17 protein-coding genes are annotated in these 24,003 nt (G+C 41.8%); 4 read left to right on the forward strand and 13 right to left on the reverse strand.

Annotated elements, in window-relative coordinates; genetic code table 11:
* Positions 1–453 precede the first annotated feature (453 nt).
* The 11 genes from hpaA to PSF67_RS13350 form a co-directional block, all read right to left on the reverse strand.
* Positions 454–1,344, reverse strand: a complete 891-nt coding sequence (hpaA, locus tag PSF67_RS13300; RefSeq protein ID WP_102139502.1) for a 4-hydroxyphenylacetate catabolism regulatory protein HpaA — start codon at positions 1,342–1,344, stop codon at positions 454–456.
* Between the two features lie 276 nt (positions 1,345–1,620).
* Complete coding sequence (gene hpaX / locus PSF67_RS13305; protein WP_102139501.1) at positions 1,621–2,988, reverse strand: 4-hydroxyphenylacetate permease; 1,368 nt, start codon at positions 2,986–2,988, stop codon at positions 1,621–1,623.
* Positions 2,989–3,151: 163 nt separating this feature from the next.
* Positions 3,152–3,958, reverse strand: a complete 807-nt coding sequence (hpaI, locus tag PSF67_RS13310; RefSeq protein ID WP_102139500.1) for a 4-hydroxy-2-oxoheptanedioate aldolase — start codon at positions 3,956–3,958, stop codon at positions 3,152–3,154.
* Between the two features lie 10 nt (positions 3,959–3,968).
* Positions 3,969–4,772: a 2-oxo-hept-4-ene-1,7-dioate hydratase gene (gene hpaH, locus PSF67_RS13315; protein WP_102139499.1), complete on the reverse strand. Its 804-nt coding sequence runs from the start codon at positions 4,770–4,772 to the stop codon at positions 3,969–3,971.
* 120 nt (positions 4,773–4,892) lie between these two features.
* A complete protein-coding gene (locus PSF67_RS13320; RefSeq protein ID WP_272677065.1) occupies positions 4,893–6,356 on the reverse strand; it encodes an NAD-dependent succinate-semialdehyde dehydrogenase in 1,464 nt (487 codons plus the stop codon).
* Positions 6,353–7,579: a Bcr/CflA family multidrug efflux MFS transporter gene (locus PSF67_RS13325; protein WP_102139497.1), complete on the reverse strand. Its 1,227-nt coding sequence runs from the start codon at positions 7,577–7,579 to the stop codon at positions 6,353–6,355. Before PSF67_RS13325 ends, PSF67_RS13320 begins: the two co-directional genes overlap by 4 nt.
* Before the next feature lie 55 nt (positions 7,580–7,634).
* Positions 7,635–8,018: a 5-carboxymethyl-2-hydroxymuconate Delta-isomerase gene (locus PSF67_RS13330; RefSeq protein WP_102139496.1), complete on the reverse strand. Its 384-nt coding sequence runs from the start codon at positions 8,016–8,018 to the stop codon at positions 7,635–7,637.
* Positions 8,019–8,027: 9 nt separating this feature from the next.
* The gene (hpaD, locus tag PSF67_RS13335) at positions 8,028–8,909 is read right to left on the reverse strand and encodes a 3,4-dihydroxyphenylacetate 2,3-dioxygenase (RefSeq protein WP_102139495.1); all 882 of its coding nucleotides are present in this window, start codon (positions 8,907–8,909) and stop codon (positions 8,028–8,030) included.
* Between the two features lie 253 nt (positions 8,910–9,162).
* The gene (gene hpaE / locus PSF67_RS13340) at positions 9,163–10,629 is read right to left on the reverse strand and encodes a 5-carboxymethyl-2-hydroxymuconate semialdehyde dehydrogenase (RefSeq protein ID WP_004905295.1); all 1,467 of its coding nucleotides are present in this window, start codon (positions 10,627–10,629) and stop codon (positions 9,163–9,165) included.
* A complete protein-coding gene (locus PSF67_RS13345; protein ID WP_166266804.1) occupies positions 10,629–11,396 on the reverse strand; it encodes a fumarylacetoacetate hydrolase family protein in 768 nt (255 codons plus the stop codon). The genes hpaE and PSF67_RS13345 overlap by 1 nt, the downstream gene beginning before the upstream one ends.
* 11 nt (positions 11,397–11,407) lie before the next feature.
* Positions 11,408–12,037 (reverse strand): fumarylacetoacetate hydrolase family protein, encoded by a 630-nt coding sequence (locus PSF67_RS13350; RefSeq protein WP_102139494.1) that lies wholly within the window; start codon positions 12,035–12,037, stop codon positions 11,408–11,410.
* 430 nt (positions 12,038–12,467) lie between these two features.
* Here PSF67_RS13350 and hpaR point away from each other — a divergent pair, with 430 nt between their 5' ends.
* From hpaR to PSF67_RS13370, 4 genes are all read left to right on the forward strand, one after another.
* On the forward strand, positions 12,468–12,923 hold the full coding sequence (gene hpaR / locus PSF67_RS13355) for a homoprotocatechuate degradation operon regulator HpaR (protein ID WP_102139493.1): 456 nt from the start codon (positions 12,468–12,470) through the stop codon (positions 12,921–12,923).
* A 621-nt stretch (positions 12,924–13,544) separates the two neighbouring features.
* Complete coding sequence (locus tag PSF67_RS13360) at positions 13,545–15,200, forward strand: ShlB/FhaC/HecB family hemolysin secretion/activation protein (protein ID WP_272671335.1); 1,656 nt, start codon at positions 13,545–13,547, stop codon at positions 15,198–15,200.
* Between the two features lie 24 nt (positions 15,201–15,224).
* Positions 15,225–20,366, forward strand: a complete 5,142-nt coding sequence (locus PSF67_RS13365; RefSeq protein ID WP_272677068.1) for a DUF637 domain-containing protein — start codon at positions 15,225–15,227, stop codon at positions 20,364–20,366.
* Between the two features lie 12 nt (positions 20,367–20,378).
* Complete coding sequence (locus PSF67_RS13370; protein WP_102139489.1) at positions 20,379–20,738, forward strand: zinc ABC transporter substrate-binding protein; 360 nt, start codon at positions 20,379–20,381, stop codon at positions 20,736–20,738.
* Positions 20,739–21,273: 535 nt separating this feature from the next.
* On the opposite strand, the gene PSF67_RS13375 is transcribed toward PSF67_RS13370, so the two are convergent.
* Together PSF67_RS13375 and PSF67_RS13380 are read right to left on the reverse strand one after the other, a co-directional pair.
* A complete protein-coding gene (locus tag PSF67_RS13375) occupies positions 21,274–23,280 on the reverse strand; it encodes a BCCT family transporter (protein WP_102139488.1) in 2,007 nt (668 codons plus the stop codon).
* Between the two features lie 418 nt (positions 23,281–23,698).
* Positions 23,699–23,965 carry a DksA/TraR family C4-type zinc finger protein gene (locus tag PSF67_RS13380; RefSeq protein ID WP_036958544.1) on the reverse strand — a complete coding sequence of 89 codons (267 nt, stop codon included), beginning with the start codon at positions 23,963–23,965 and terminating at the stop codon, positions 23,699–23,701.
* Between the last annotated feature and the right edge of the window lie 38 nt (positions 23,966–24,003).

Here is a 24,003-nt window from a genome sequence, read left to right on the forward strand (position 1 = left end):
ATTTTATGTTTGTTTTGTGTTTCTTAATTGAATCGCTTTACGAGGGAGTTTTAAAGAGACATTCTAAAGGTTTACTGGTACTTTTCGTTGAAAGTTGTTTTTTGTGAAAGAAATGTGATCATCTCGATGTTTTGATATTAACGTAATGCTTTTGTTGTAGCATAATCTATTGATTATTAATTAATAATTAACTTATTTTTATATTAATGTTAATTATTATTCTAGTATATTATTGTTCTTTTTTTAATCTTCTTGTTCACTTTTAGTTAAGCGTTATCGGCATTTTTACAAAGTTAAAACAAAATTTATAAAACATCAAAATGTTTTTAAAATGTAAAATAATTTGAAGGTGTAATAGTTTGTAGAGATAAGGGAGAAGATGGTTTGATATGCAGATAGAGAAGCTTAATGATTTTTACCTAAAAAATAAGGATAAAATCACTAAGCCTCTCTTTAATGAATGTTTTGTTCTCTCCATAGGCTAGGAGAGCATCCTACTAACCGGTTAAAAAAACGCGCAAAATAGGCGGGGTCTTTGAAACCGAGCTGGTAGGCAATCTCAGAAACGGGGCTATCGGAAAATAACAACATTCGTTTAGCTTCACGCAATATTCTGTCAAAAATTAACCTTTTCGGTGGCCGGTTAGCGAACCGCCGGCACATATCCTTAAGGCGTGATTCTGTGACATCAAGTTTCTTGGCATATTCAGGCACTGCAAGGTGTTCATGATAATGCAAGTCAATGAGCTGATTAAACCGCTGGAATAGACGATGTTCGCCTCTAACCCCTGTTGTTGGGTGTTCATCAAGTGGAATCGAGCGCAGCAGAAACGTAAATAATGCTTGGGCTAAAGAAGCGAGGGCTTGGTCTTTACCTATATAGTTATTAGCCGATTCACGCGCCATCAATGCCCAGTAATGGTTAAAGGTATCGATATCATCAGGTTTATCAGCAACAGATAAACATATAGCCGGAATATCCACTAAATCAGGATTTGCTGGGTATAACGACCCCAGTAATGGCGTAATTAAATCCTGTCGTACGGTGAGTACGTGGCCGTCAGTGTCTTCTTGAGTGAAAAATGCATGCGCAACCGAAGGGGGCGTAAGAATAAATAATGGGGCTTGAACGGAATAGCGGGACTCATCGAGCTGCAAAGTAATATGGCCCGTAACCAAATAGTGCAACTGGAAGAAACCGTCATGGCGATGCGCTTGCATATCGCGACCAAAGAAGGCAGCCATGTTGCCAAAGGTTTGGTAGTGGACGTCGTCAGTGCCTTGGGTTTCGTCGTAGTCTGTACTGATGTCAATATTCGTAATTAAAGTTGAGTTACCCTTCATTCTTCGGCTCGCAGCGTTGTTGGCCTCACAAGCCAACCCTAGTCACATACTTCAGTATGCTCCTAGGGATTAGCTTGCTTGCCGCTTAGCTGCAACTCGAATTGCTCTTCATTCTTTGGCCCGCAGCGTTGTTGGCTTCACACGCTAACCCTAGTCACATACTCGTGTATGCTCCTAGGGATTAGCTTGCTTGCCGCCTAGCTGCAAGCCAAATTATTTTGAGCAATATCCATGGTTATTGAGTTACAGCACTCTAATTTATTAAACCTTACATTTTTAAGGTGTTGCCCTTGGTCTTGAGTTTTTCATTGGAATAACCATGACTAACAGCGCACCGACCACCAGCAGGCCTGCCACAAAATAGAGGCCGGAGTTAAAGCTACCGGTTTGGTCTTTTAACCAACCAATCAACAGTGGGCTGACGGCAGAACCTATATTACCCGTTGCGTTAATAACAGCAATACCGATGGCGCGAGCACGTAAACTGATTGATTGGTCTGGGGTTGTCCAGAACACGGCCATCGCAGTAAATGAACCTGTTGATGCCATGATAATACCAATTAATTGGATGACGGGATGGCTTGTCATCGCAGCGAGGATCCAGCCCGCTGCCGCAAATAAGTAGGGAAGTGCAGTGTGCATTTTCCGTTCTTGTAATCTATCAGAGCGACGACTCCAATAGATCATCCCTAGAATAGTACAAAACTGTGGGATAGCGGTTAATAGCCCAATCATGGCATTACTACTGCCTTCATTGAAGCTTTGCATGATCTGCGGTGTCCAAATATTAATCGCACTTAACGTATTGGTTAAGCAAAAATAAGCGACGGTATACATTAAGATCACAGGGGTAAAAATTTCTTTCCATAAACTTTTGTTCTGTAATGCGGTATGGCTTTTTGACCCTTGTGGTTGGACAAGCTCTAGTTGGTCTTGGTCCATCATTTCTTGTAATGTATCTTTGTCTTCTTGGGTCAACCATTTTGCTTTCTTTGGTGAATCATCAAGGTAGAACCAAACCAACACACCGAGGATCACCGATGGGAAACCTTCTAACAGGAACAGCCATTGCCAGCCTTTTAGGTTTAAAATGCCATCCATGCCTAAAATATAGCCCGATGCCAGGGAACCGAATGCCATGGTGACTGGCATTGCAATCATAAATAAGGCATTAGCACGAGCGCGGAAATAGGCCGGGAACCAGTAAGTCAGATAAACTAAAATCCCAGGTAAGAAGCCCGCCTCAGCGATACCCACTAACATCCGTAGGACGTATAAGCTCGTAGGCCCTGTGGCAAACATGGTGGCTGTAGAAGCGATACCCCAAAGCACCATGATGGTGGCTATCCAGCGGCGAGCCCCAACAATCCCCAACATGATGTTACTTGGAATACCAAAAATCACGTAAGTGGCATAGAACAAGGTAGCCGCTAGGCCAAACATGGTGGACGTTAGGCCGATGTCTTTCCCCATGGTTAAGCCCGCAAAGCCAATATTAATACGGTCTAAGAAGGAAAAAACAAATAGCACAAATAAAAATACAATCAGACGTTTAAATAATTTATTAATCACCCGCTGCTGCGGTTCGGTTAAATTTTTATGTTGTTCAGCAGGGTTAGTGCTTGCAAGTTGTTGATTACTCATATTGTAGGGCCCTCAATTCTTTCTTTTGCAGATTATTATAGGTACAAGGGACGAGTAGGCAGCCATGGTGCTGTCTGCCCAATGTTGCGATATTGATTTCTTATTTATCTAATTAAGTTATTTGTCTGTAGGGTTAAAATTAACTTATTTAGAGATAGTTTAATTAATAAACGCTTGGTGTACTTGAAGTCACCTCAGAGACGGTTTTACCAAATTTTGCTGCTAGCGCTTCTGCGGTACGAGCCAGTAGCGTGGTATCAACCCCGACGGCAACAAATAGTGCGCCGAGTTTCAGATAATGTTCAGCAACATCTGGGGCTGCCATCAAAATACCGGGTGCCAAGCCAGCTTCACGAATTTGTACAATCGCTTTTTCTATCGCGGCTTTGACTTCTGGGTGGTTAGGGTTCCCTGAAAAGCCCATATCCGCACTAAGATCCGCAGGGCCGATAAACACACCATCGACGCCTTCAACCTTTAAGATCTCAGGAAGATTATTCATGGCTTCTCGGGTTTCAACCTGCACTATCACGCACATTTCATCATTGGCACGGGTTAAATAATTAGGTACTCGGTTCCAACGAGAAGCACGAGCTAAAGCACTGCCGACACCACGGATCCCGGCTGGCGGGTAACGCGTTGCACGTACTGCTTGTTTGGCTTGCTCTGCATTTTGTACCATCGGTAGCAAAAGGGTTTGTGCACCAATATCCAGTAATTGCTTAATGATCACCGGATCATTCCACGGTGGGCGTACCACGGGCTGTGACGGATAAGGGGCGATCGCTTGTAATTGAGATAATGTCGTTTGCACATTATTTGGTGCATGTTCACCATCAATTAATAACCAGTCAAAGCCTGCACCAGCAAGTAATTCAGCACTATATGGGCTGCATAAGCCAAGCCATAAACCAATTTGCGGCTGCCCACTTTTTAGCGCTTTTTTAAATTTATTTTCTAAAATATCCATACCATTTTCCTTACACGAAGCGGCAGCTAATTGAACCCATATTGCCGTAATCAACGTGGAACACATCACCTTTACGAGCAGGAACAGGGCGTGTAAATGAGCCACCTAAGATAATTTGGCCTGGCTCAAGTTGTACATTATGCGGTGCTAATTTATTTGCTAACCATGCTACGCCATTCGCTGGGTGATTGAGCACAGCAGCGGCTACGCCCGATTCTTCAATGACGCCATTACGATAGAGTAGGGCGCTAATCCAACGCATATCCAAATCGCGAGGTTTAATTGGGCGACCACCTAAGATTACCGCGCCATTTGCTGCGTTATCTGAAATGGTATCGAACACTTTACGTGGGCGATTGGTTTCAGGGTCAACGTTGTGACAGCGTGCATCAATCAGCTCAAGCGCTGGGATCACATAGTCAGTTGCGTTATAGACATCAAAGATGGTGCAGTTTGGCCCACTTAATGGCTTTGCGAGTACGAAGGCTAATTCAACTTCAATACGTGGCACGATAAAGCGGTCTGTTGGAATATCACAGCCATCATCAAAAAACATATCGTCAAGAAGCGCACCGTAATCAGGTTCATCAATTTGTGAACTTGCCTGCATGGCTTTGGATGTTAGCCCAATTTTATGGCCTTTTAGCACACGTCCTTCAGCAATTTTCACGCCAACCCACTCTTTTTGGATAGCGTAAGCATCGTCGATCGTCATTTCTGGGTGATCGAGTGAGATCTGACGGATTTGCTCACGTGATTTTTCAGCCTGATTTAGGCGTTGCGCGATTTGCGAGATTACATCTTTTTGTAACATGCTGTTAATACTCCTATTCACCTATTCTATTTCGAGAGCAGCGCTGCACTAAAGCGCTTTGCTGCCACTCGAACTATTCAAGGTGTAAATTGAATGCGTACCCAGCGGTACTCAATTTAACTAATTAGAAAGACCACCAAAGCAGAGGTATTTCACTTCCAAGTAATCTTCGATTCCGTAGCGTGAACCTTCACGCCCCAGACCAGACTGCTTAATGCCACCAAATGGGGCCACTTCATTTGAGATAATGCCTTCGTTAATACCGACCATGCCGCTTTCTAGAGCTTCTGCGACGCGGTAGATACGACCGATATCTTTTGAATAGAAATAGGATGCCAATCCAAATTCAGTGTCATTGGCAAGATCAATTGCTTCTTGCTCATCACGGAATTTAAATAATGGCGCGAGTGGGCCGAATGTTTCTTCTTTGGCCACTTTCATAGCCTCAGTGACGCCAGTGATAACGGTCGGTTCAAAGAACAAGCCGCCTAAGTGCGCAGGTTTACCACCTGCAATCACTTTTGCACCATGGGAAACAGCATCAGCAATATGTTCAGTGACTTTATCCACTGCAGCTTGGTTAATCAGAGGGCCTTGCTGGGAGTCTGCTTGTGTGGCAGGGCCGATTTTCAGTTCACTCACGGCTTTTGCTAAACGAGCCGCAAATTCATCGTAAACGCCTTCTTGGACTAAGATACGGTTAGCACACACACAGGTTTGCCCACTATTGCGGAATTTAGCCGTTAACGCACCTTGTACAGCGGCATCTAAATCGGCATCATCAAACACGATAAATGGCGCGTTACCACCGAGTTCCAGAGACATCTTTTTCACTGTATTGGCGCACTGTTCCATCAGCAACTTACCGACTCGAGTTGAACCCGTAAAGGTGAGTTTGCGTACCACAGGGCTGGAGGTCATTACGCCACCAATGGCCTGTGCATCTGTACCCGGAACGATATTGAACACACCGGCAGGAATACCCGCTTCTTCTCCTAACACTGCTAATGCTAATGCGGATAATGGTGTCTCTGCTGCGGGTTTTAACACCATGGTACAGCCGGCAGCAAGGGCTGGGCCGACTTTGCGCGTGATCATGGCATTTGGAAAGTTCCATGGCGTGATAGCCGCAACCACACCGACAGGTTGTTTAATGGTGACAAGGCGACGTCCCGGCAGAGGTGATGGGATGGTTTCCCCATATATACGTTTACCTTCTTCAGCAAACCACTCAATAAAGCTGGCACCGTAGGCAATTTCGCCCATCGATTCAGTGATTGACTTACCTTGTTCAGCACTGAGTAACTCCGCCAATTCTTTTTGGTTGTCCATCATTAAACGGAACCACTTGTTTAAAATTTGGCTGCGCTCTTTGGCGGTTTTAGCACGCCATGCTGGGAGCGCTTTTTCTGCGGCCTCAATAGCTTGTTGAGTTTCTAACGCACCAACGTTGCTGACGTTAGCGATAACCTCGTTATTTGCTGGGTTAGTGACCTCAAACACACTTTTATTTTGGGCATCAACCCATTGGCCGTTGATATAAGCTTGTTGGCGAAATAATGTAGAATTGGTATTTATGCTCATTTTTCGTTGTTCTCCGAAGACACTGATTGGACTTGTGGGCGGATATTTTTAGCTGATAGCTGTTGGCTAGCAAAACTTAACCCGGCACAAAGCGCCATAACAAGTGCCATAGCGAATGGGGATTCATCTTGTAATACAGAAACTGCAACGCTGGCGATAGCCGCTAAGGCAAACTGAATAGAAATCGCAAGTGCACTGGCACTTCCTGCAATTTTCCCGCGATGTTGCAGTAATAGTGACAAACTGTTGGTGCCGATAGCATTGACCATCGATAAGAACAGCACGACTAGAATAACAATTATGGGCAAACTTTGTTGGTAAAATATGAGTAACAGCAGACCAAATGCCAATTGAAACCCACTTTGCATAGTCAGTATGCGCGTTAAACTATAGGTTTTTAGCAGTTTAACGTTCAACAACAGCATGACGATCATCCCCAAGATGTTACAACCGAACAGCAAACCATAATGTTGTTCAGAAACACCGAAATAATTGATATACACAAACGGTGAACCACTGATAAAGGCAAACATACCGGCAAAAGAGAATGCCATGGTGCCAATAATACTCAGTGCTTCTCGGTCTGTGAGCACCTGCGCATAATTCTTGAAGGCGACACAAAGGATATTTTCAGAACCACGCTGGTGGGTTAGCGTTTCAGGGAGCAAGAAAAAAATCGCACACACCGAAGCTAAGCCAATCAACGCTAATAAGTAAAAAATCACTTGCCACTGAAAATGAACAAGTAAAAAACCACCTAAAAGTGGTGCCAGTAGCGGGGCTATCATGGTCACCAGTGTCATTAATGACAGTACTTTAGGTAGCTCATGGGCAGGATAAACATCCCTTGCAATCGCCCTAGCCATAACAATGGCGGCACCACTGCCAAATGCTTGCAATGCTCTAAAAATAATTAAGGTATTTGCATCAGTAGCTTGAGCGCATAGCAGGCTTGCCACCGTAAAGATGACTAGGCCACTTAGCAGCATTTTACGACGGCCGAGTAAATCGCTTAATGGCCCGTAAAATAGCATTCCCACACAGAAACCGGCAAAAAAAGCGCCAAGGGTGTACTGCATTTGCCCTTGAGTGGCGTGTAATGCAGTTCCCATTTGAGGAAGGGCAGGAAGGTACATATCGATAGACAATGGACCGAATGCCACTAATGACCCCAGTAATGGGATCAAGTAGTGCGGTATGTGTTTATCGAAATTTTTAACCATCTCGCCCTCTCAATGAAACGTTAAATAAAGATTTAAACTATTAACCTTTAAGCTGTTAACTTTTAAACAAGGCATGAACATTGTTTTGCTTATAATTTAATACGGGATCAAGCTCTTCCATGGTAAAAGACAGCGCCAGATAGCGTTTTGCCATTAAATCGGCAAAGTGGGCTTTGATCAGGTCGAAGATCATCTCCCCTGTTTTTTGCCTATCTTCAAGAGAGCGTCCGGCACCAATTTTTAGCGTCATATGCACAAATGCATAATCGTGTTTGCCATCAGCCATTTGCCAAGTATCTAGCCAAATAGCACGGCTACGAATACCGCCTAATGGAAAAATACCAGTAGCAGCAAGGGATTCATTCACTTGTGCAAACAGCTCTGGAAGTTTCGCTTCTTCACGGATATTCTCTGTACATTCTGCATAAAAATGAGGCATAACAGTTCCTTATGCGTTGGCAGCTTGTTTATCAGTGATATAGTTTGGAAGTGGGAACACGGCATTAATTTGCCCTGTGCCTGAGCTGGCAAACAAGTCAGTTAAAACTTCCACTTTCTCAGCGTATTTATCCCAACCTAACATGCCTAACAGCATCACTGTGTCGTGCATATGGCCTTCGCCATAGCAGTAGTCGGCATATTCAGGTAGCATTTTGCAGAACTCTTCAAAGCGGCCTTCACGCCAAAGTTTGACGACGCGTTTATCCATCTGCTCATCAAATTCACGAGTGTAGCTATTCATACCGTCTTCGGCTTTTTGGTCATCAATAAAGCGGTGTGATAATGAACCACTCGCTAATACAGCGACTGTGCCATCATATTTTTCAATCGCAGTCAGTACGGCTTCACCTAATTTGCGGCTGTCTTCAAAACTGTGAGACGTACAGAATGCTGAAATTGAGATAACTTTAAAGTGACGGTCGCTATTCATATAGCGCATAGGGACTAACGTGGCGTATTCGAGGGTTAAGCTTGGAATTTCATGGGCTTGAGCACGAACGCCTAATTTACGTGCTTCTTCCCCAATCATTTGGCCTAATACGGAGTTCCCATCATATTCATATTCCATATCACGAATAAAATGTGGGAGTTCATTACTGGTGTAAATACCTTTGAAGTGGTCAGCACAATTAATGTGATAAGCACTATTAACTAACCAGTGTGTATCAAAAACAATAATGGTATCAACGCCTAATTCACGGCAACGACGGCTGATTTCTTTGTGTCCATCGATAGCGGCTTGGCGACATCCATGGTTTTTACCTGGTAGTTCTGATAGGTACATGGATGGGACGTGTGTTATTTTTGCAGCGAGTGCCAACTTACCCATTTCATCCTCTCTTACCCGTTATATTTTGAGCTGTAGCGGTGTTGGCCGCACAAAACCACCCTAATCACATACTCATGTATGCTCATAGGGATGATTTCGCTTGCCGCCTAGCTACAACTCAAACTATTTAGGGTAAGGAACGAGTTTACCTATAATTTGTTGTAGCTATTATTTATCATGAATCATTTACAGTTCAAATTTTCATGGGTATCTAATTGATAAATAAAATAAAATAAAATAAAAAATTGATGAATCATACACCCCAGCGAGGGATGTTGTGGTCTCCGTAGGAGATACACACGTTTTTCATTTCTGCAAACACTTCGAAGCTGTATTCACCACCTTCACGGCCAACACCCGAAGCTTTCACGCCACCGAATGGTTGACGTAGGTCACGCACGTTTTGGGTGTTAACAAACACCATTCCTGCTTCGATACTGCGAGAAAGGCGTAAGATCTTGCTGACATCTTGCGTCCAAATATACGAAGCAAGACCGTATTCAATATCATTTGCCATGCGTAAACCGTCTTCTTCAGATTTAAACGGAATTAAACAAGCTACAGGCCCAAAGATCTCTTCTTGGGCGACACGCATACGGTTATCGACATCAGCCAGTACGGTAGGGCGTAAGAAATTACCACCTTTCAGGTGATCAGGTAGATCGGTCGGTTTGTCTGGTCCGCCCGCTAACAAGGTTGCGCCTTCTTCCATACCTAAGCGAATGTAACCCGAAACTTTGTTCCAGTGCTGTTGGCTGATCAATGCACCCACTTGGGTTTTTGGATCGTTCGGGTCACCGACGATCAAGCGGTTTGCACGCTCAGCAAAGCGTTTAACAAACTCAGGGTAAATGCTCTCTTGAATGAAAATACGTGAGCCCGCAGTACAGCGTTCGCCATTAATGGAGAAAATAGTGAACAGAGCGGCATCGAGTGCACGTTCAATGTCCGCATCTTCAAAGACTAATACAGGTGATTTACCCCCTAATTCCATGGAGTATTTTTTCAAGCCTGCATTTTGCATAATGGTGCGGCCAGTGGCAGTGCCCCCAGTAAAGGAAACCGCACGGACATCATGGTGTTTGACTAAAGCATCACCAGCAGTGCTACCATAGCCTTGAACCACGTTCAAAACGCCCGCAGGAATACCGGCTTCTAGAGCCAGTTCACCAAGGCGATTCGCTGATAATGGTGATAACTCAGACATTTTCAGCACCGCAGTATTACCCAGAGCTAAACAAGGGGCGGTTTTCCATGTTGCGGTCATAAATGGCACGTTCCATGGGGAAATCAGCGCACAGACACCCACAGGTTGAACCAAGGTGTAGTTCATCATCTTGTCATCAACAGGGTAAGTGCGGCCATTCATTTGCTGGCAAATTTCGGCAAAGAATTCAAAGTTATGTGAAGCACGTGGGATCAACACATTTTTAGTTTGGTGAATAGGCAAACCGGTGTCTTTGGTTTCCATTTCTGCAATTTGCGGGACATTTTCGTCGATCAATTCACCAAGGCGACGCATTAAGCGAGCACGCTCTTTCATTGGGGTATTGGCCCACTTTGGAAATGCGTCCTTTGCTGCGGCAACAGCTTGGTTGATTTCGTCTTGTCCACCCGCTGCGACTTCAGCTAATACTTCGCCAGTTGCAGGGTTGGTGGTTTCAAAATAGTCTTTGCTAGCAACGTTTTTACCGTTGATCCAATGATTAATCTTAGTCATTACACACGTTCCTCATACTCTTTTTCGCTGATAATGGTGTTGACCAATCTGCCAACGCCTTCAACTTCAACAATGACTTCGTCACCCGGTACGACATCAGACAACCCTTTTGGTGTCCCTGTCGCAATCATGTCTCCCGGTTGCAGTGTCATAAAGTCACTGAGGTAAGCAATTAAAAATGGAATATCAAAAATGAGATCGGCAGTGGTGCCTTTTTGACGTAATTCACCATTAACATAGGTGTATAAAGCCAAATTATGGGGATCTTTAACGGCGTCTTTATCGATAATCCAAGGGCCAATCGGTGTTAAGGTATCGCGGCTCTTAACTCGTAAATTTGGGCGATAATAGTTCTCTAAATAGTCACGGATCGCATAGTCATTACACACGGTGTAGCCTGCGACATAATCCATGGCATCTTCTCTTGAGACCTTATGAGCCGTTTTTCCAATCACCACCACTAATTCAGACTCATAATGCATATATTCAACATTATCAGGGCGAACAGAAACTTGGCGGTGACCCGTTAAGCTGCTTTCCGCTTTTAAGAAAATCAGCGGTTCTTCAGGTGGCTTAAATTCTAACTCTGCGGCGTGGTCGGCATAGTTCAAACCAAGGGCAAATAACGTCCCTTGAGCAGGAGGCAGCCATGTAACATCAGGAGAATCACCCGCGATCACATCCCCATTAGGTAATGTAATGGCTTCGTTATCACCAACAGTGACGGAATATTCAGTGCCTTTAAAAAGGATTTTGGCGCGTTTTATTATCGTAGACATTATTTTCCTCCTGCTGCCACAACGGTATTTTTCAGGCTAGGAAAGCCTTCCGCTTGGATAACCACTTCATCACCGGGTTTGATGGTGACACGTTGCTGTGGTGTGCCGAGTAGGATCACATCCCCTTGCTTTAAGGTGGCAAAGTCACTTAATGCAGCCACTAACTCGCTAGCATCGCGGATCAGATCTTTTGTTGACCAGCGATCCGCTTCTTTGCCATTCACTAGAGTGATGATATCAACAGGAGTATTCAGTGAAGTTGCTACCATTTCACCGATTGGGCAGAAAGTATCACGGCATTTGGCTTTAATCGCAGGACGATAAAATGTGTCTTCTGGCAAGCTCACTTCATTTGCCAATGCAAACCCAGCAATAAATTGATGTGCATCTTCTTTGCTGACTTTACGTGCATTTTTGCCGATTACCAAAGCAAGCGTAGCGCCACTTTGCACTTCTTCACCTGCGGGATGCAAAATTTGCTCGCCTGAATTGATACGCGTATTACGCGGCTTAATAAACCACACTGGGGTTTTCGGCGGGGTTTTATAAGGGGCTTGCTGGAATGCCTCGAGCCAATGGCTAAGCTGGCTTTGATGATTGAGGGCAACGGCAAATACAGTGCCTTTCATTGACAACTCCTTAATGAAAAGAATTCAACTTTCGAGTAATTATTAACATATTAATAAAGTATATTTTTTAAATTAGCAATAGGTTTATGAAAATGTTAATTTTAATTGTGATCTCATTAACACAATTAAGTTATCTTTCTGTAAGATGCTGTTATAAAAGAATTTATTATTTTTTCAATTTTTTTTGATTTACAAAAAATTAACTTTAAAGTTGGATTTTAAATTATTTACTCATTAATATTTTAGGGTTTTTCTTTGAGATTGTTATTTGGGCGTGCTACTCTTAATTAAGGCAAATTGGTGATGTGGAAATTCATGGTGATAACCAAAGGTTTCACTAAAGCATTGGGCCAATAAAGCAATGTGGCAGCCGCCATAAAATACCTAAATTGGGCTAAATAACGTTAATTAAGTGGTGAGTTTTAAGCTTATGCATGAATCATTGACAATTGCATTATTGCAGGCAAGAGAAACCGCAATGGGTTTTTTCCGGCCGATATTAAAGTCGTATAATTTGACTGAACAGCAATGGCGTATCATTCGCGTTTTAGCTGATAAGCGTTCAATTGATTTTCATGAATTATCAGTCCAAACCTGTATTCTGCGCCCAAGTTTAACGGGGATCTTAACCCGTATGGAGCGTGAAGGTTTAATTTTCCGCTTAAAACCGTTGAATGATCAGCGAAAATTATATGTCTCTTTGACACCTGCGGGGCAAGAGTTGTATGACAAAGCACGGCAGGAAGTGGAAGAAGGTTATCAAAAAATCGAGCAGGCTTTTTCGCCAGAGAAAATGCAGCAATTGACCGCACTGTTGGATGAGTTAATCGCTTTAGAGAGCCCAGATTATAGTAATATCGCTGCTGATAAGAGAAAGAGCGCCTAAATTTTCGTCATATTTCGAGCTCTAGCTGTGTTGGCTTCTTTCGGCTATTTGGGTCACATACTTGTGTATGCTCCCCAAACTATCCTCAATTGCCGCCTTGCTAGAGTTCGAACTATTTAGAAATTTAATTATTGGTCATATTTCGGTTATTTGGATTACATACGAGTGTATGCTCATCTGGCTATCTTCAATTGCCACCTTCCTACAATTCGAATTATTTTAAATATAGTTATTACTTAAATAATTCACTTTTCCGTTTAGATTCACTGAAGTTGAACTTCACTTATATTTATTGGTTGAGTAGTCAATCCCTCACTGTCATATCTTATTTGTAATTGTGAAATTATTTATAGGTTGCTTGTGACAAATTCTTCAGAAAAATCATTCCCAATAAAATCAAATGATTGATTTTCAGTGCATAGAGCCAATGATTGTTATCAATTGCAGTTTTGTCGAATTAATAAACTTAAAAAATACAAAAAAACACATTAAAAATGAAAGTATTAATTTTTAGTCATGGTGGATTTTTTTTATCTAAAAACAGTTAATGAGAATAAGTTACATTACGGTAAATTTACTGTTCGTAACGAAAATTTAGATAACATGACAAAATATCAAATTATGTGGCGTTTATTATACTTATCGTTGTTTATGATTTCGCCCTATGGCTACACAGAAAATCAACTACTCCCCTCTGCACAGGAAAGTGTTCAATTTGAACAAAAACAACGGTTAGAGTCAGAGTTAATCCAACGTAATCGATTGGAAAAACAAAGCACTATTTCCATTGAAGATGCATTGCCATCTCCTTCCCAAAATGAAATATGTTTCCTTATCAGTGAGATCCAATTTGTCGGTGCCACACAGCTTACGACTAAAACTCAAACTCAGTTAACCTCATCTTATTTAAAACGCTGCCTCACACTGAGTGAAATACAAAAGCTCACCAAGCATGTAACTAATTACTATATGGAACAGGGGTTTATTACCTCTCAAGCCATCATTCCTGAGCAAGATTTATCCTCACATCAATTGTTATTACAAGTGATTGAAGGGCATGTTGAAACTATCGAGATTGAAAATTCCCCTGAGCGTTTAGTTCATCAAATATTTCCTTATCAACAAGGCAAAATATTAAATCTACGGCATATTGAACAAGGGTTGGAGCAACTCAACCGGTTATCGTCCGCTAAGTACACTATCGATATCCAACCAGGAAGCCAAAATGGCTACTCTCGGGTTATTATTCATCAACAAGGGAAAAAATGGCCTATCACGAGCCAGTTGAATCTCGATAACTCGGGTATGGAGGCAACGGGAAAACAGCTGCTTACCGGCGGTTTAACGGTAGATTCCCCATTAGGGTTTGGTGAGCAGTGGTCAGTCTCGGGCAATACCGATATGGATGGAAGTGTATCCCACCATAACCGTTATATCGTTGCGAATGTGAATGTGCCTTATGGTTACTGGTCTTACCGTTACCAATTTTACCGTAACAGTACGTTACAGCCGTTTTATGCATCGGGGCAGCAATATCGTTATGAAGGCAAAAATACCAATCAGCAGCTTGATATCAGCCGCTTAATTTATCGCGATGGGAAGCAACGGCTTACACTGCAAAGTAGCTTAAAACATAAAAATGCCAACACCCAGTTAGCTTCCCAAACCTTGAGTATCAGCAGCCCAACTTTAACCTCGCTCTCATTTACCCCGCAGTACAGCACCACGCTTGGACAAGGTTACTTCACGTTTAACCCTGCCGCTGAATGGGGAATATCCGCCTTTGGCGCCTCACCGGATACCCTCGCGAAAGATTCACCGCGCAGCCATTACCGCAAATTCAGTCTAAGCAGCAGTTATCAGTATTTTTTCTCTAATGGTTTGACCTATTTAACCTCATTTTACGGCCAATATTCGCCCGATAATTTATACGGTATTGAACGCATAAGTATTGGAGGCCAGTACTCTGTCCGTGGCTACCACGAGCAGTCTTTAAGTGGTAACCGAGGCGGATATTGGCGTAATGAAATTAATAAAGACATCGCCAATACGGCAATTGGGCAACTGCGTTTTATCGGGGCTTTAGATTACGGGTTTATTGCCTCAGATAAATACCACGTTGAACATGACACCCTAGCGGGGGGAGCCGTTGGTCTCTCTTTTACAGGCAATAGCCTAATTTATTCTCAGTTTCTACTCAGTAAACCTTTGCATTATCCCTCACAACTTAAACCAGACAATTGGTCGGCTTATTGGTCGGTCTCATTTTCTCTGTAGCTTTACGTTTTTAAAGGATTATTTATGCTAAATGAACAATTACCTTCTCGCTCAAAGCGGATATTAAGTTACACCATTATTTTCTTAACCGCAGTCTACCCCTTACATCCCGCTTGGGGAGCCGCCATGACGGCAGCAGATAAAAACACCCAAATCAGCCAACAAAATAACGTCCCGATTATTAATATCGCCGCACCGAATGGGGCGGGAATATCCCACAATAAATTTCAACAATTTAATGTTGATAAACAAGGTGCGGTACTCAACAACGCCACCACTAATGTGAATTCCCAAATTGCAGGGCAAATCAAAGCCAATGCGAATTTAAAGGGAAATGCCGCTAATCTGATTATCAACGAAGTTACCGGCAGTAGCCGCTCAGAATTACAAGGTAAGTTGGAAGTAGCAGGCAAAGGGGCGAATGTCTTAATTGCTAACCCGAATGGGATTACCTGCAATGGCTGTAGCTTTGTGAATACCCCAGCGATTACCTTGACCACGGGAAAACCCATTCTGGATAACAAGGGGGCATTGTCTGCGGTTGAGGTGAAAAAAGGCAGTGTGGTTATTGGCGCCAATGGCCTGAATGCCGAAGCACAAACCTATGCCGATATTATCAGCCGCGCCACCGAACTAAATGGGCAAATCAAAGCCAAAAACTTGACCTTGATGCAAGGCACCAACCGTGTCGATTTTCAAAAAGGCACCGTAACACCGATTGCGGGTGAAGGGGCAAAACCCAGTATTTCGGTAGATACCAAAGCACTGGGTGGGATGTATGCCAATCAAGTGAAATTGGTGAGTACTGAATCAGGGGTGGGGATTAACCTCAGCAATGTGCAAGCCAACCAACATGACCTGACGTTAACTGTCGATGGAAAAATTACTCTTGCGGGTAATATCCAAGGGAAAAAAGACATTAATGTCAGCACCAAAAACCTGCAAATTAACGCCAATGCCAACGTGAATGCCGCCAAAGACATCACATTAGCCACCAACACCCTCACCAATAACGGGAAAGTTATCGCTGGTAAGGACATGCGAGTCTTTGCTGATAACGTCAGTAACACAGGAAATAGCGCACTTATTCAGGCACAAGATAATCTGTGGATACAAAAAAATGCCAAGGGTGATTTGAGTACGCTGATTGAGAATAAGTCAGGGACGATAAAGACCAATGCGGGGGACTTGGTTGTTAGGACAAAAAAATTAAAAAATACATCCGCTAAATTCACGTTTAATAAAAAGGCACTATCCCCTGATTCTAGCGAACGAACAGATCGCAGTATGGGAAATGCAGACATGTTCTTTGAAAATTTTATACGTTCGCTATTTGGAGATGAGCTATATTCAGATGTCATAGACAATACATCTCCACAACCCGTAATCAATAAATGGTTCGGCAAAGCTGATTTGTTGGAATACCCCGCATATGAAATTGCTCGCGATGTTTTTACTGAAGATATTTCAACCAATTCAAGGCTTTTAGCCGGCAAGAATCTTTATGTTAATGCAAACCAACTGACAAATGAGGGAGGAACTATCTCAGCAGTAGCTAATATGATTCTAACTGGAGATACATTCAATAATGAAGAGTTTTTAACTGGTAGGCTCAGTACTTATGCTACTTATAATCCTGTTTTCACTGTAGAGCAAGAACAAAGATACTTAAATGACTATAATTTAGGGAGTTATCGTGAATTAAATAAATTTTGGTCTGAATATACGAAACAATATGCATGGATGACCTCAAAGATAATACCTTCCGAGCTCACCGCTGGAAATAATGTTGTCCTTGATTTTAAAAACGCCATTAATCTTGAAAGTAAGCTTCCTAGCACCGAAAAACCCATAGCAAAAATAGTACAAGTAGGTAATCCATCTTTTGCCATTACTGCAAAAAACATTGTCTTAAATTCCAATAATATAAATATTTCTACCAACTTACAGTCTGAAAATGATCTGTCTATTATCGCTGGTCAAAACATCAATATTCATGATGCACAACTGGTTGCAAAACAATCACAAAGCCTAATTGCCAACAACGACCTTAATCTCAAACAGGTTAATTTAACGGCTAAAGACAGCACCTTAATTGCGAAAAATGGCAATCTTCAATATAGCTTAAATCCTGTCTCTGCGTTTAAGGATAATGTCTTATCGCCCCCGGTTCTCAATGCCGCAAATTCGTTACATATCCAAGCGGGTAAAAATATCACTTTTGATAATGCGCAGTTAGCCAAAACGAATAAACTTACCCTTAGTGCTAATGACAATATTTTTATTCGTCGTGATGAATCTAATTTAATGAAACTCGCGGCTTCAGAGCCTGTCGCCAATATCAATGCGTTACTCACAAAAACAGGAAATTGGGCAAGTTCAGGGGAAATAAACCTCACCGCTGGTAAAAATATTGAAGCGCATGGCATTGCCTTCAACAGTGGAAAATCACTGACATTCAATGCAGGCCAAGATATTCTTTTAGGCTCTAAAGCGATTAAAGATGTCGACAATGTATTTAAGACCAATCGCTACCCAGAGCTACGCTCACAACTCATCGCAAATGGCAATATCACGTTAAATGCAGCCCGTGATATTGACTTGCAGTCGGCTAATCTCCAATCCAAAGACAAAATTATTGTACTTTCTGGCCGTGATCTTAAATTAACCGCTACCGCTTACTCTGCCATTCCCAACCCCAACGAAGATAACCAAGATGTACGTTATGTGACCTCGACACTTTCCGGTGACAAAGGCATCACACTGGCCTCTAATGGCGCACTCACTGCACAAGGTAGCACAATCAAATCCCTAGATGACATCACACTCTCAAGCGGTGGAAATGTACGCTTAGAGTCGGTCAAAACGAACTATCGTAAGCAGTCAGGGAAAAAATTTGAAGAGTTATATCGCCAAATTGGCACTGAAATTAACAGTGGTAAAACCCTGACCATTTTGTCTGAGGGGAGCATTCTGTTCCAAGCCTCACGCTTAGTGGCAAAAGGTACGATAGATATCGCGGCAAAAGGCGGCTATCTCTATGCGCAAGCCATGGAAGAAACCAGCCACTATGAAGAGCAAAAGAAAAAATGCAATAAATGGACACTTTGCATTACCAAAAAAGAAGTGAAAAAAACGCGGAGTGAAACGACGAATAAAGTCACTGAGTTTACTGCTGGTGGCGATATTAATCTGTATGCCAAGGATGATGTCACATTAGAAGCGACCAAAATTAATGCGGGCAAGAATGCCAAAATCACCAGCCAAACGGGCAAGGTGAATTTTAAAGCGGTCAAAAATTCGCAATTTGAACAGGTGATTACAAATTCTAATGGTTTTTATATCACCCAACGTAATAAAGGCTATACCTCAGATAAATGGGTTTTACCTGCATTGCATATTGGTGGAAAACTGACTGTTGATGCGAATAAAGGGATCACTGCGGATGTTAAATCGAAAAATGGTCAGAGCCTAGAAAATGCCTTAGAGGCTCTTGGTCAAACAGAAGGTACACAGTGGCTTGCAGGCTTAAAAGACCATGAAGATGTGCAGTGGAACTTAGTTAAAGACGCCTATGACAGTTGGGATTATAAAAGCCAGAGTTTAAACCCGGTTGCTGCTGCGCTGATTATGATAACTGTTGCAGCGATGACGTCAGGTACAGCAACAAAATTTGCAGCTTGGGCCGCGTCGGGGAGTAGTGGTACGAGTGCTGCAGTGATATCAGGCGCGGCTTACTCTGGTATGACAGCTCTTTCAACACAAGCAGCGATCGCACTGGCTGAAAACCAAGGAAACCTATCCAAAGCGCTTAATTCACTAGGTAAAAGCGAAACAGTTAAATCTATTGTTGCTCAAATGGTGATCTCCGGGGCGCTTAATGGTTTAGATGTCAAAATGGGATGGACAAAAGGGAATCCGGGGAATGCTAAGTTACCTTTATTAAGTAATGGGGATTGGAATAAGGTTGCTCAGCGTGTTGCCGCGCAATCTGTGATTAGTTCAACCGTGAATACCACGATCCAAGGTGGCAGTTTTACCGATAACTTTAAGAGTGCCTTACTCAGTAATATCGGGAGTCAAATTAATGCCGAAGGTGCCAAGCTAATTGGAGATAAAGGGGACATCTTAGGTCATTCAGGCAAGCTTTTAGGCCACTCTGTAGTTTCGGGGATTAGCGCTGAAATTGCAGGTGGAAATGCCAAAGGAGCTATAGTTGGTAGTCTTGCTGTTCAGTTAGCAGGGATCACACTAAACAACAATTTAATCAATGAAAAAGAATGGCAAAAAGATTCCGAGAAATACGCTCAATTATCCCGCGTGTTGGGGGGATTTGCGGGTGCTATATTCACAGGTAATGCAGGTGGGGTCTACAGTGGCGCGGACTCGGCAGAAAGTACCTTCAGGTTTAATCATTTACTCCATGAACTCGCAATGGATTTTGATAATGAAATGCAAAAGTGTGCTGGTAATACAAACTGCGAAGCTACACAAATAAAAAAATATGCTATGTTCAGCTTAATAAACAGTGGCAATTTAGATGTAGAAATAACTAATAACCCATTAGTTACACAAGATATCACTAAAACGAGAATATCAAATGCATTTGATTTAGCTAAAAGGCCTTACTGGGCTAGTTATCTAGGTTTTGATGTCATGCAAAATGACCTAGCAAAACAGTACTTAATGTATTGGAACTCACAAGACTTAAATAAAATAAACGCAAAAACACCGGGTTGGACAAAAGCAGCAGTATTAATATCAGATCCTGAAATACAAGCCTCAGTTATTTCATTAGGTTGGATAGGAAAACAACTTATACAAAAGAGCGTATTGACAGTGTCAAAACTAGGCTCTGATGAAATAACATTAATGATAAAAAGTACACAAACGGGCCTTAAAAATCCTAGTCAAATAGATCAAATGAAAATAGATATGCTCAGCAATAACTATAGATTCACTGCACCAGAAGGTATTATTGCTGGATACGTCGATAAAAGAGGTATTCATTATATATCAGAAGGCAATCATAGAATGGTAGCAGCTAAAGAAATATATGTTAAAACAGGTGACTCGCAGTATATTAATAAATTGATTGAAAATGGTAGATGGACTGTAGTTGAATCTGCTCCTGCTGGAGCAAAACCATTACCATCTAGAAATTAATAGGGTAATATCATGACAAAAAATGAAATATATGTAGACATGTTATTTTGGATCCTTCCATACATAAGAAATATTCAATCTCAGGATAAAAAAATAAAATCTAAGGATTTATCATGTTATTATGAATCTGAGCTAATACATAACTTACCAAATAAAATTCTAACGAATGAGTTCACTAGTAGTGATATATCATTTTTAAACTACCAAGCTAAATACTATTATGAAAATTGCACTCCGAAAATCAGTGTGCTTTACTCAAAAAATATAGAATATATTAGAATGTTATTTATTTTAGTACCTGATGAGTTAAAAGATCAACTAACTTGGTCAGGTCCAAAAAATAATTCTATAATTAATCAAGAAACGAATTAGCGTAAAATTTAATAGTTATTCATTCATTGTGGAGTTAATTTAAATATCCTAAATATTATATGGAGAGTGTAGTGGCACAGTGAACTTAACTAGTTAAAGGAAAGTGTAACATATTGTTTTTAATTGACTTTCAATCTTTGTGCACATGGTGGGTTCCAGTGTGGAACCTATCATGGGGATCTGACCCCGAAATCAACTTCGTCTTGTGAGTGTTGGATATTTAGCAAAACGATTAACTGATTTTACTATTAATTACTTTAGTCGAAATTCGTCTATAAAAAAATATCAACCTCAGGGATTGGAATGAAATGTTATTTACAAGGAGAGGGTAATACTCAAGGAATATTATGTGAATATACGATCACTAAAATCTTACCAGACTTAGCTAGCGTCAGTACTTTATTATCAAAAATGCAAATGTCATGAAATAGGATTCTATTGCATTAATAGACAATTGAATAAACACAGGCGGCTATAATTTTAGCCGCCTGTGAATTCTTATCGACACATTTTAGGTAATGTTTCTTTTTTGGGACTACTTACCCAGTAAGTGCAAGAAGTGAATATGTTTTTCGTACTGATCAAGAATATCGTGAATGATCTGCTCTTTTGCCCAGCCCATCACATCGTAGTCTTGCCCACCTTCTTTTAAGTGAATTTCAGCGCGATAGTAGCGTTGTTCTTCGCTTTTTTCTTCATCTGTTTCAGTACCCATACCCGATAACGCAAATGACGGTTGAATATAGTAACGGAGGCGAACTTCATAGAAAAAGTTCATATCGTCGCCTAAATCGACTTCAAACCCAATTCGGTCATCTTTATCGGTATGGATATGGCACACAGTACCTTGCTTAGCGAGTTCTTCAGACACCATTTCCATGGATGGTTTCACAGATTCTTCCATAAAACGCTTAACATGTGCACGTTTAGGGAAATAGACAATGTTACGCAAGCGCCGCTGCCACGGAATCGGGTTACGGCTAGCGGTAGGGGCGATGGTGGCTAATTGCTGGCTATCTCGCTTATAAGCGTCGACGCGTAAGGCTTTAAATAACCCATAAATGGAGACAAGCAAAACGGCAGCAAAGGGCAGAGCACTCGCAATGGTGAGTGTCTGTAAGGCTTGCAAACCACCTGCGAGTAGCATGGTAATGGCAACTACCCCCATCAAACCTGCCCAGAAGATACGTTGCCAAACTGGCGTGTTAGAATCGCCTCCAGAGGCTAGCGTGTCAACGACCATTGCTCCTGAATCCGCTGAAGTCACAAAAAACACAATAACCATTAGCATGGCGAAGAAAGATAAGACCGAAGAGAATGGAAAATAATTAAGGAATTCAAACAAAGCGAGAGATACGTCCGCTTGAACAGTTTCGGCTAATAATGTTGCGCCTTTATTTTTAATCAAGTCAATCGCTGTGTTACCGAAGAATGTCATCCACATCAATGTGAAACCTGCGGGGACAAACAGTACTCCCATAACAAATTCACGAATGCTACGGCCGCGAGAAATACGGGCAATAAACATACCGACAAATGGCGACCAAGATAACCACCACCCCCAGTACAGTAGCGTCCAACCACCTAACCAACTGCTTGATTTGGGTTCATAGGCGTAAAGATTAAACGTTTTACTGACTATTTCAGATAAATAACCGCCAGTATTTTCTACAAAAGATTTTAATAGTAATACAGTAGGACCTAAAATCACCACAAGCAGCAATAATAGAAATGCTAAGCCAAGGTTGAGTTCAGATAAAATACGGATCCCTTTATCTAGTCCAGAGACGACAGAAATAGTCGCTAAACCAGTAAAAGCAATAATTAACCCGACTTGTACCATTTCATTAACGGGCAAACCAAATAAATGGTTCATCCCAGCATTGACCTGTAATACGCCAAACCCTAATGAGGTCGCGACACCAAATACGGTACCGACAACAGCAAACACATCAACTGCATGGCCAATAGGGCCATAAATTCGATCACCAATAATAGGGTAAAGGGCTGAACGTAATGTCAGAGGTAGGCCGTGGCGATAACTAAAAAATGCTAAAATTAATGCGACAATGGCGTAAATCGCCCATGCATGTAACCCCCAATGGAAGAAGGTTAAACGCATCGCTTCTTTAGCAGCTTCAATGGTTTGCGGTTCACCAACTGGCGGGTTTAGGTAATGCATTACAGGTTCAGCAACCCCAAAAAACATTAACCCAATCCCCATACCTGCGGAGAAAAGCATAGCAAACCATGACACATAGCTAAAATTGGGTTGGGCGTGGTCTGGCCCCAATTTTATTTGCCCATAACGAGAGAGTCCCAGATAAGTCACACTCAAAAGAACAATAGCAACGGCAAGAATGTAGAACCAGCTAGCGTTATTAAATAAATTTTGTTGAAGATGACTTAGATGAGATTCTGCGACTTTTGGCATCAAAGCGGCAAAGCCTACGATAACCAAAATAATGATGGCAGAGCTATAAAACACAGGGGGACTAATTTTAGAACGAATTTTTTTAGAATCAGTATCAATTTGACTCATAACAACCTTCTTTTGTTTTATTTTATTTTTGGCATACCGATATCAACAAAGTATGCAGCGAGCTGTCCTTCTTAATGAAACAGTGAATAATTGCGAAAAGGTTCCCTAAGGAAACGAGATAGAAAGAACAATAATAGGGTGTTGATGGCAGACTAAACCGCCAAATATAATGATGAAACCCGAGTCTTTATCACCTTCATAAGTTAAAAAATAGGCGGTTATACTGCCATGATACGAGTGAATGATCAACAATATCGGGAAATAACATTAAATAGAGGATAAAAATATCATGTTAATTATCATTAAATTAATAACTAACAATGTAATATTTACATGTTGTACCAATAAGTTAACGTAAATGAGCGAAAGTAAGTACGAGATAAGTAAAAACCATCGATAAGTAGAGGAGGAAATGTGATTAGCGTAATTGGCTATCCTTACTGCCACGCCGATTATAGCCGCTAAATGTAGATTGTTTTTTATCTAATTCATTTTGGCAGTTAATACAGAATTTAACGCCGGGTAATGCTAAACGGCGAGCCTCAGGAATTGCCTCACCACACTCTTCACAAAACTCGGCACTTTCACCTGAGTGCAATTGGCGACGCGCTTTCGCTACCGCATCATCGAGAGTGGCATCAATTTGTTCTTGAACAGCATCTTCATTTGCCCAGCCATTTGCCATCATTCACCCCTACTTGATTAAATATTGACCTTATATCA

Origin of the sequence: Providencia sp. PROV076, assembly GCF_028483405.1 — a bacterium.
In the GTDB taxonomy this organism is placed as follows: Bacteria; Pseudomonadota; Gammaproteobacteria; order Enterobacterales; family Enterobacteriaceae; genus Providencia; species Providencia huaxiensis.

What these genes read in the sequence shown, in the direction of transcription:
- hpaA (WP_102139502.1), bottom strand. Translation starts at nt 1,344, where the DNA reads ATGAAGGGTAACTCAACTTTAATTACGAATATTGACATCAGTACAGAC.
- hpaX (WP_102139501.1), bottom strand. Translation starts at nt 2,988, where the DNA reads ATGAGTAATCAACAACTTGCAAGCACTAACCCTGCTGAACAACATAAA.
- hpaI (WP_102139500.1), bottom strand. Translation starts at nt 3,958, where the DNA reads ATGGATATTTTAGAAAATAAATTTAAAAAAGCGCTAAAAAGTGGGCAG.
- hpaH (WP_102139499.1), bottom strand. Translation starts at nt 4,772, where the DNA reads ATGTTACAAAAAGATGTAATCTCGCAAATCGCGCAACGCCTAAATCAG.
- PSF67_RS13320 (WP_272677065.1), bottom strand. Translation starts at nt 6,356, where the DNA reads ATGAGCATAAATACCAATTCTACATTATTTCGCCAACAAGCTTATATC.
- PSF67_RS13325 (WP_102139497.1), bottom strand. Translation starts at nt 7,579, where the DNA reads ATGGTTAAAAATTTCGATAAACACATACCGCACTACTTGATCCCATTA.
- PSF67_RS13330 (WP_102139496.1), bottom strand. Translation starts at nt 8,018, where the DNA reads ATGCCTCATTTTTATGCAGAATGTACAGAGAATATCCGTGAAGAAGCG.
- hpaD (WP_102139495.1), bottom strand. Translation starts at nt 8,909, where the DNA reads ATGGGTAAGTTGGCACTCGCTGCAAAAATAACACACGTCCCATCCATG.
- hpaE (WP_004905295.1), bottom strand. Translation starts at nt 10,629, where the DNA reads ATGACTAAGATTAATCATTGGATCAACGGTAAAAACGTTGCTAGCAAA.
- PSF67_RS13350 (WP_102139494.1), bottom strand. Translation starts at nt 12,037, where the DNA reads ATGAAAGGCACTGTATTTGCCGTTGCCCTCAATCATCAAAGCCAGCTT.
- hpaR (WP_102139493.1), top strand. Translation starts at nt 12,468, where the DNA reads ATGCATGAATCATTGACAATTGCATTATTGCAGGCAAGAGAAACCGCA.
- PSF67_RS13360 (WP_272671335.1), top strand. Translation starts at nt 13,545, where the DNA reads ATGTGGCGTTTATTATACTTATCGTTGTTTATGATTTCGCCCTATGGC.
- PSF67_RS13365 (WP_272677068.1), top strand. Translation starts at nt 15,225, where the DNA reads ATGCTAAATGAACAATTACCTTCTCGCTCAAAGCGGATATTAAGTTAC.
- PSF67_RS13370 (WP_102139489.1), top strand. Translation starts at nt 20,379, where the DNA reads ATGACAAAAAATGAAATATATGTAGACATGTTATTTTGGATCCTTCCA.
- PSF67_RS13375 (WP_102139488.1), bottom strand. Translation starts at nt 23,280, where the DNA reads ATGAGTCAAATTGATACTGATTCTAAAAAAATTCGTTCTAAAATTAGT.
- PSF67_RS13380 (WP_036958544.1), bottom strand. Translation starts at nt 23,965, where the DNA reads ATGGCAAATGGCTGGGCAAATGAAGATGCTGTTCAAGAACAAATTGAT.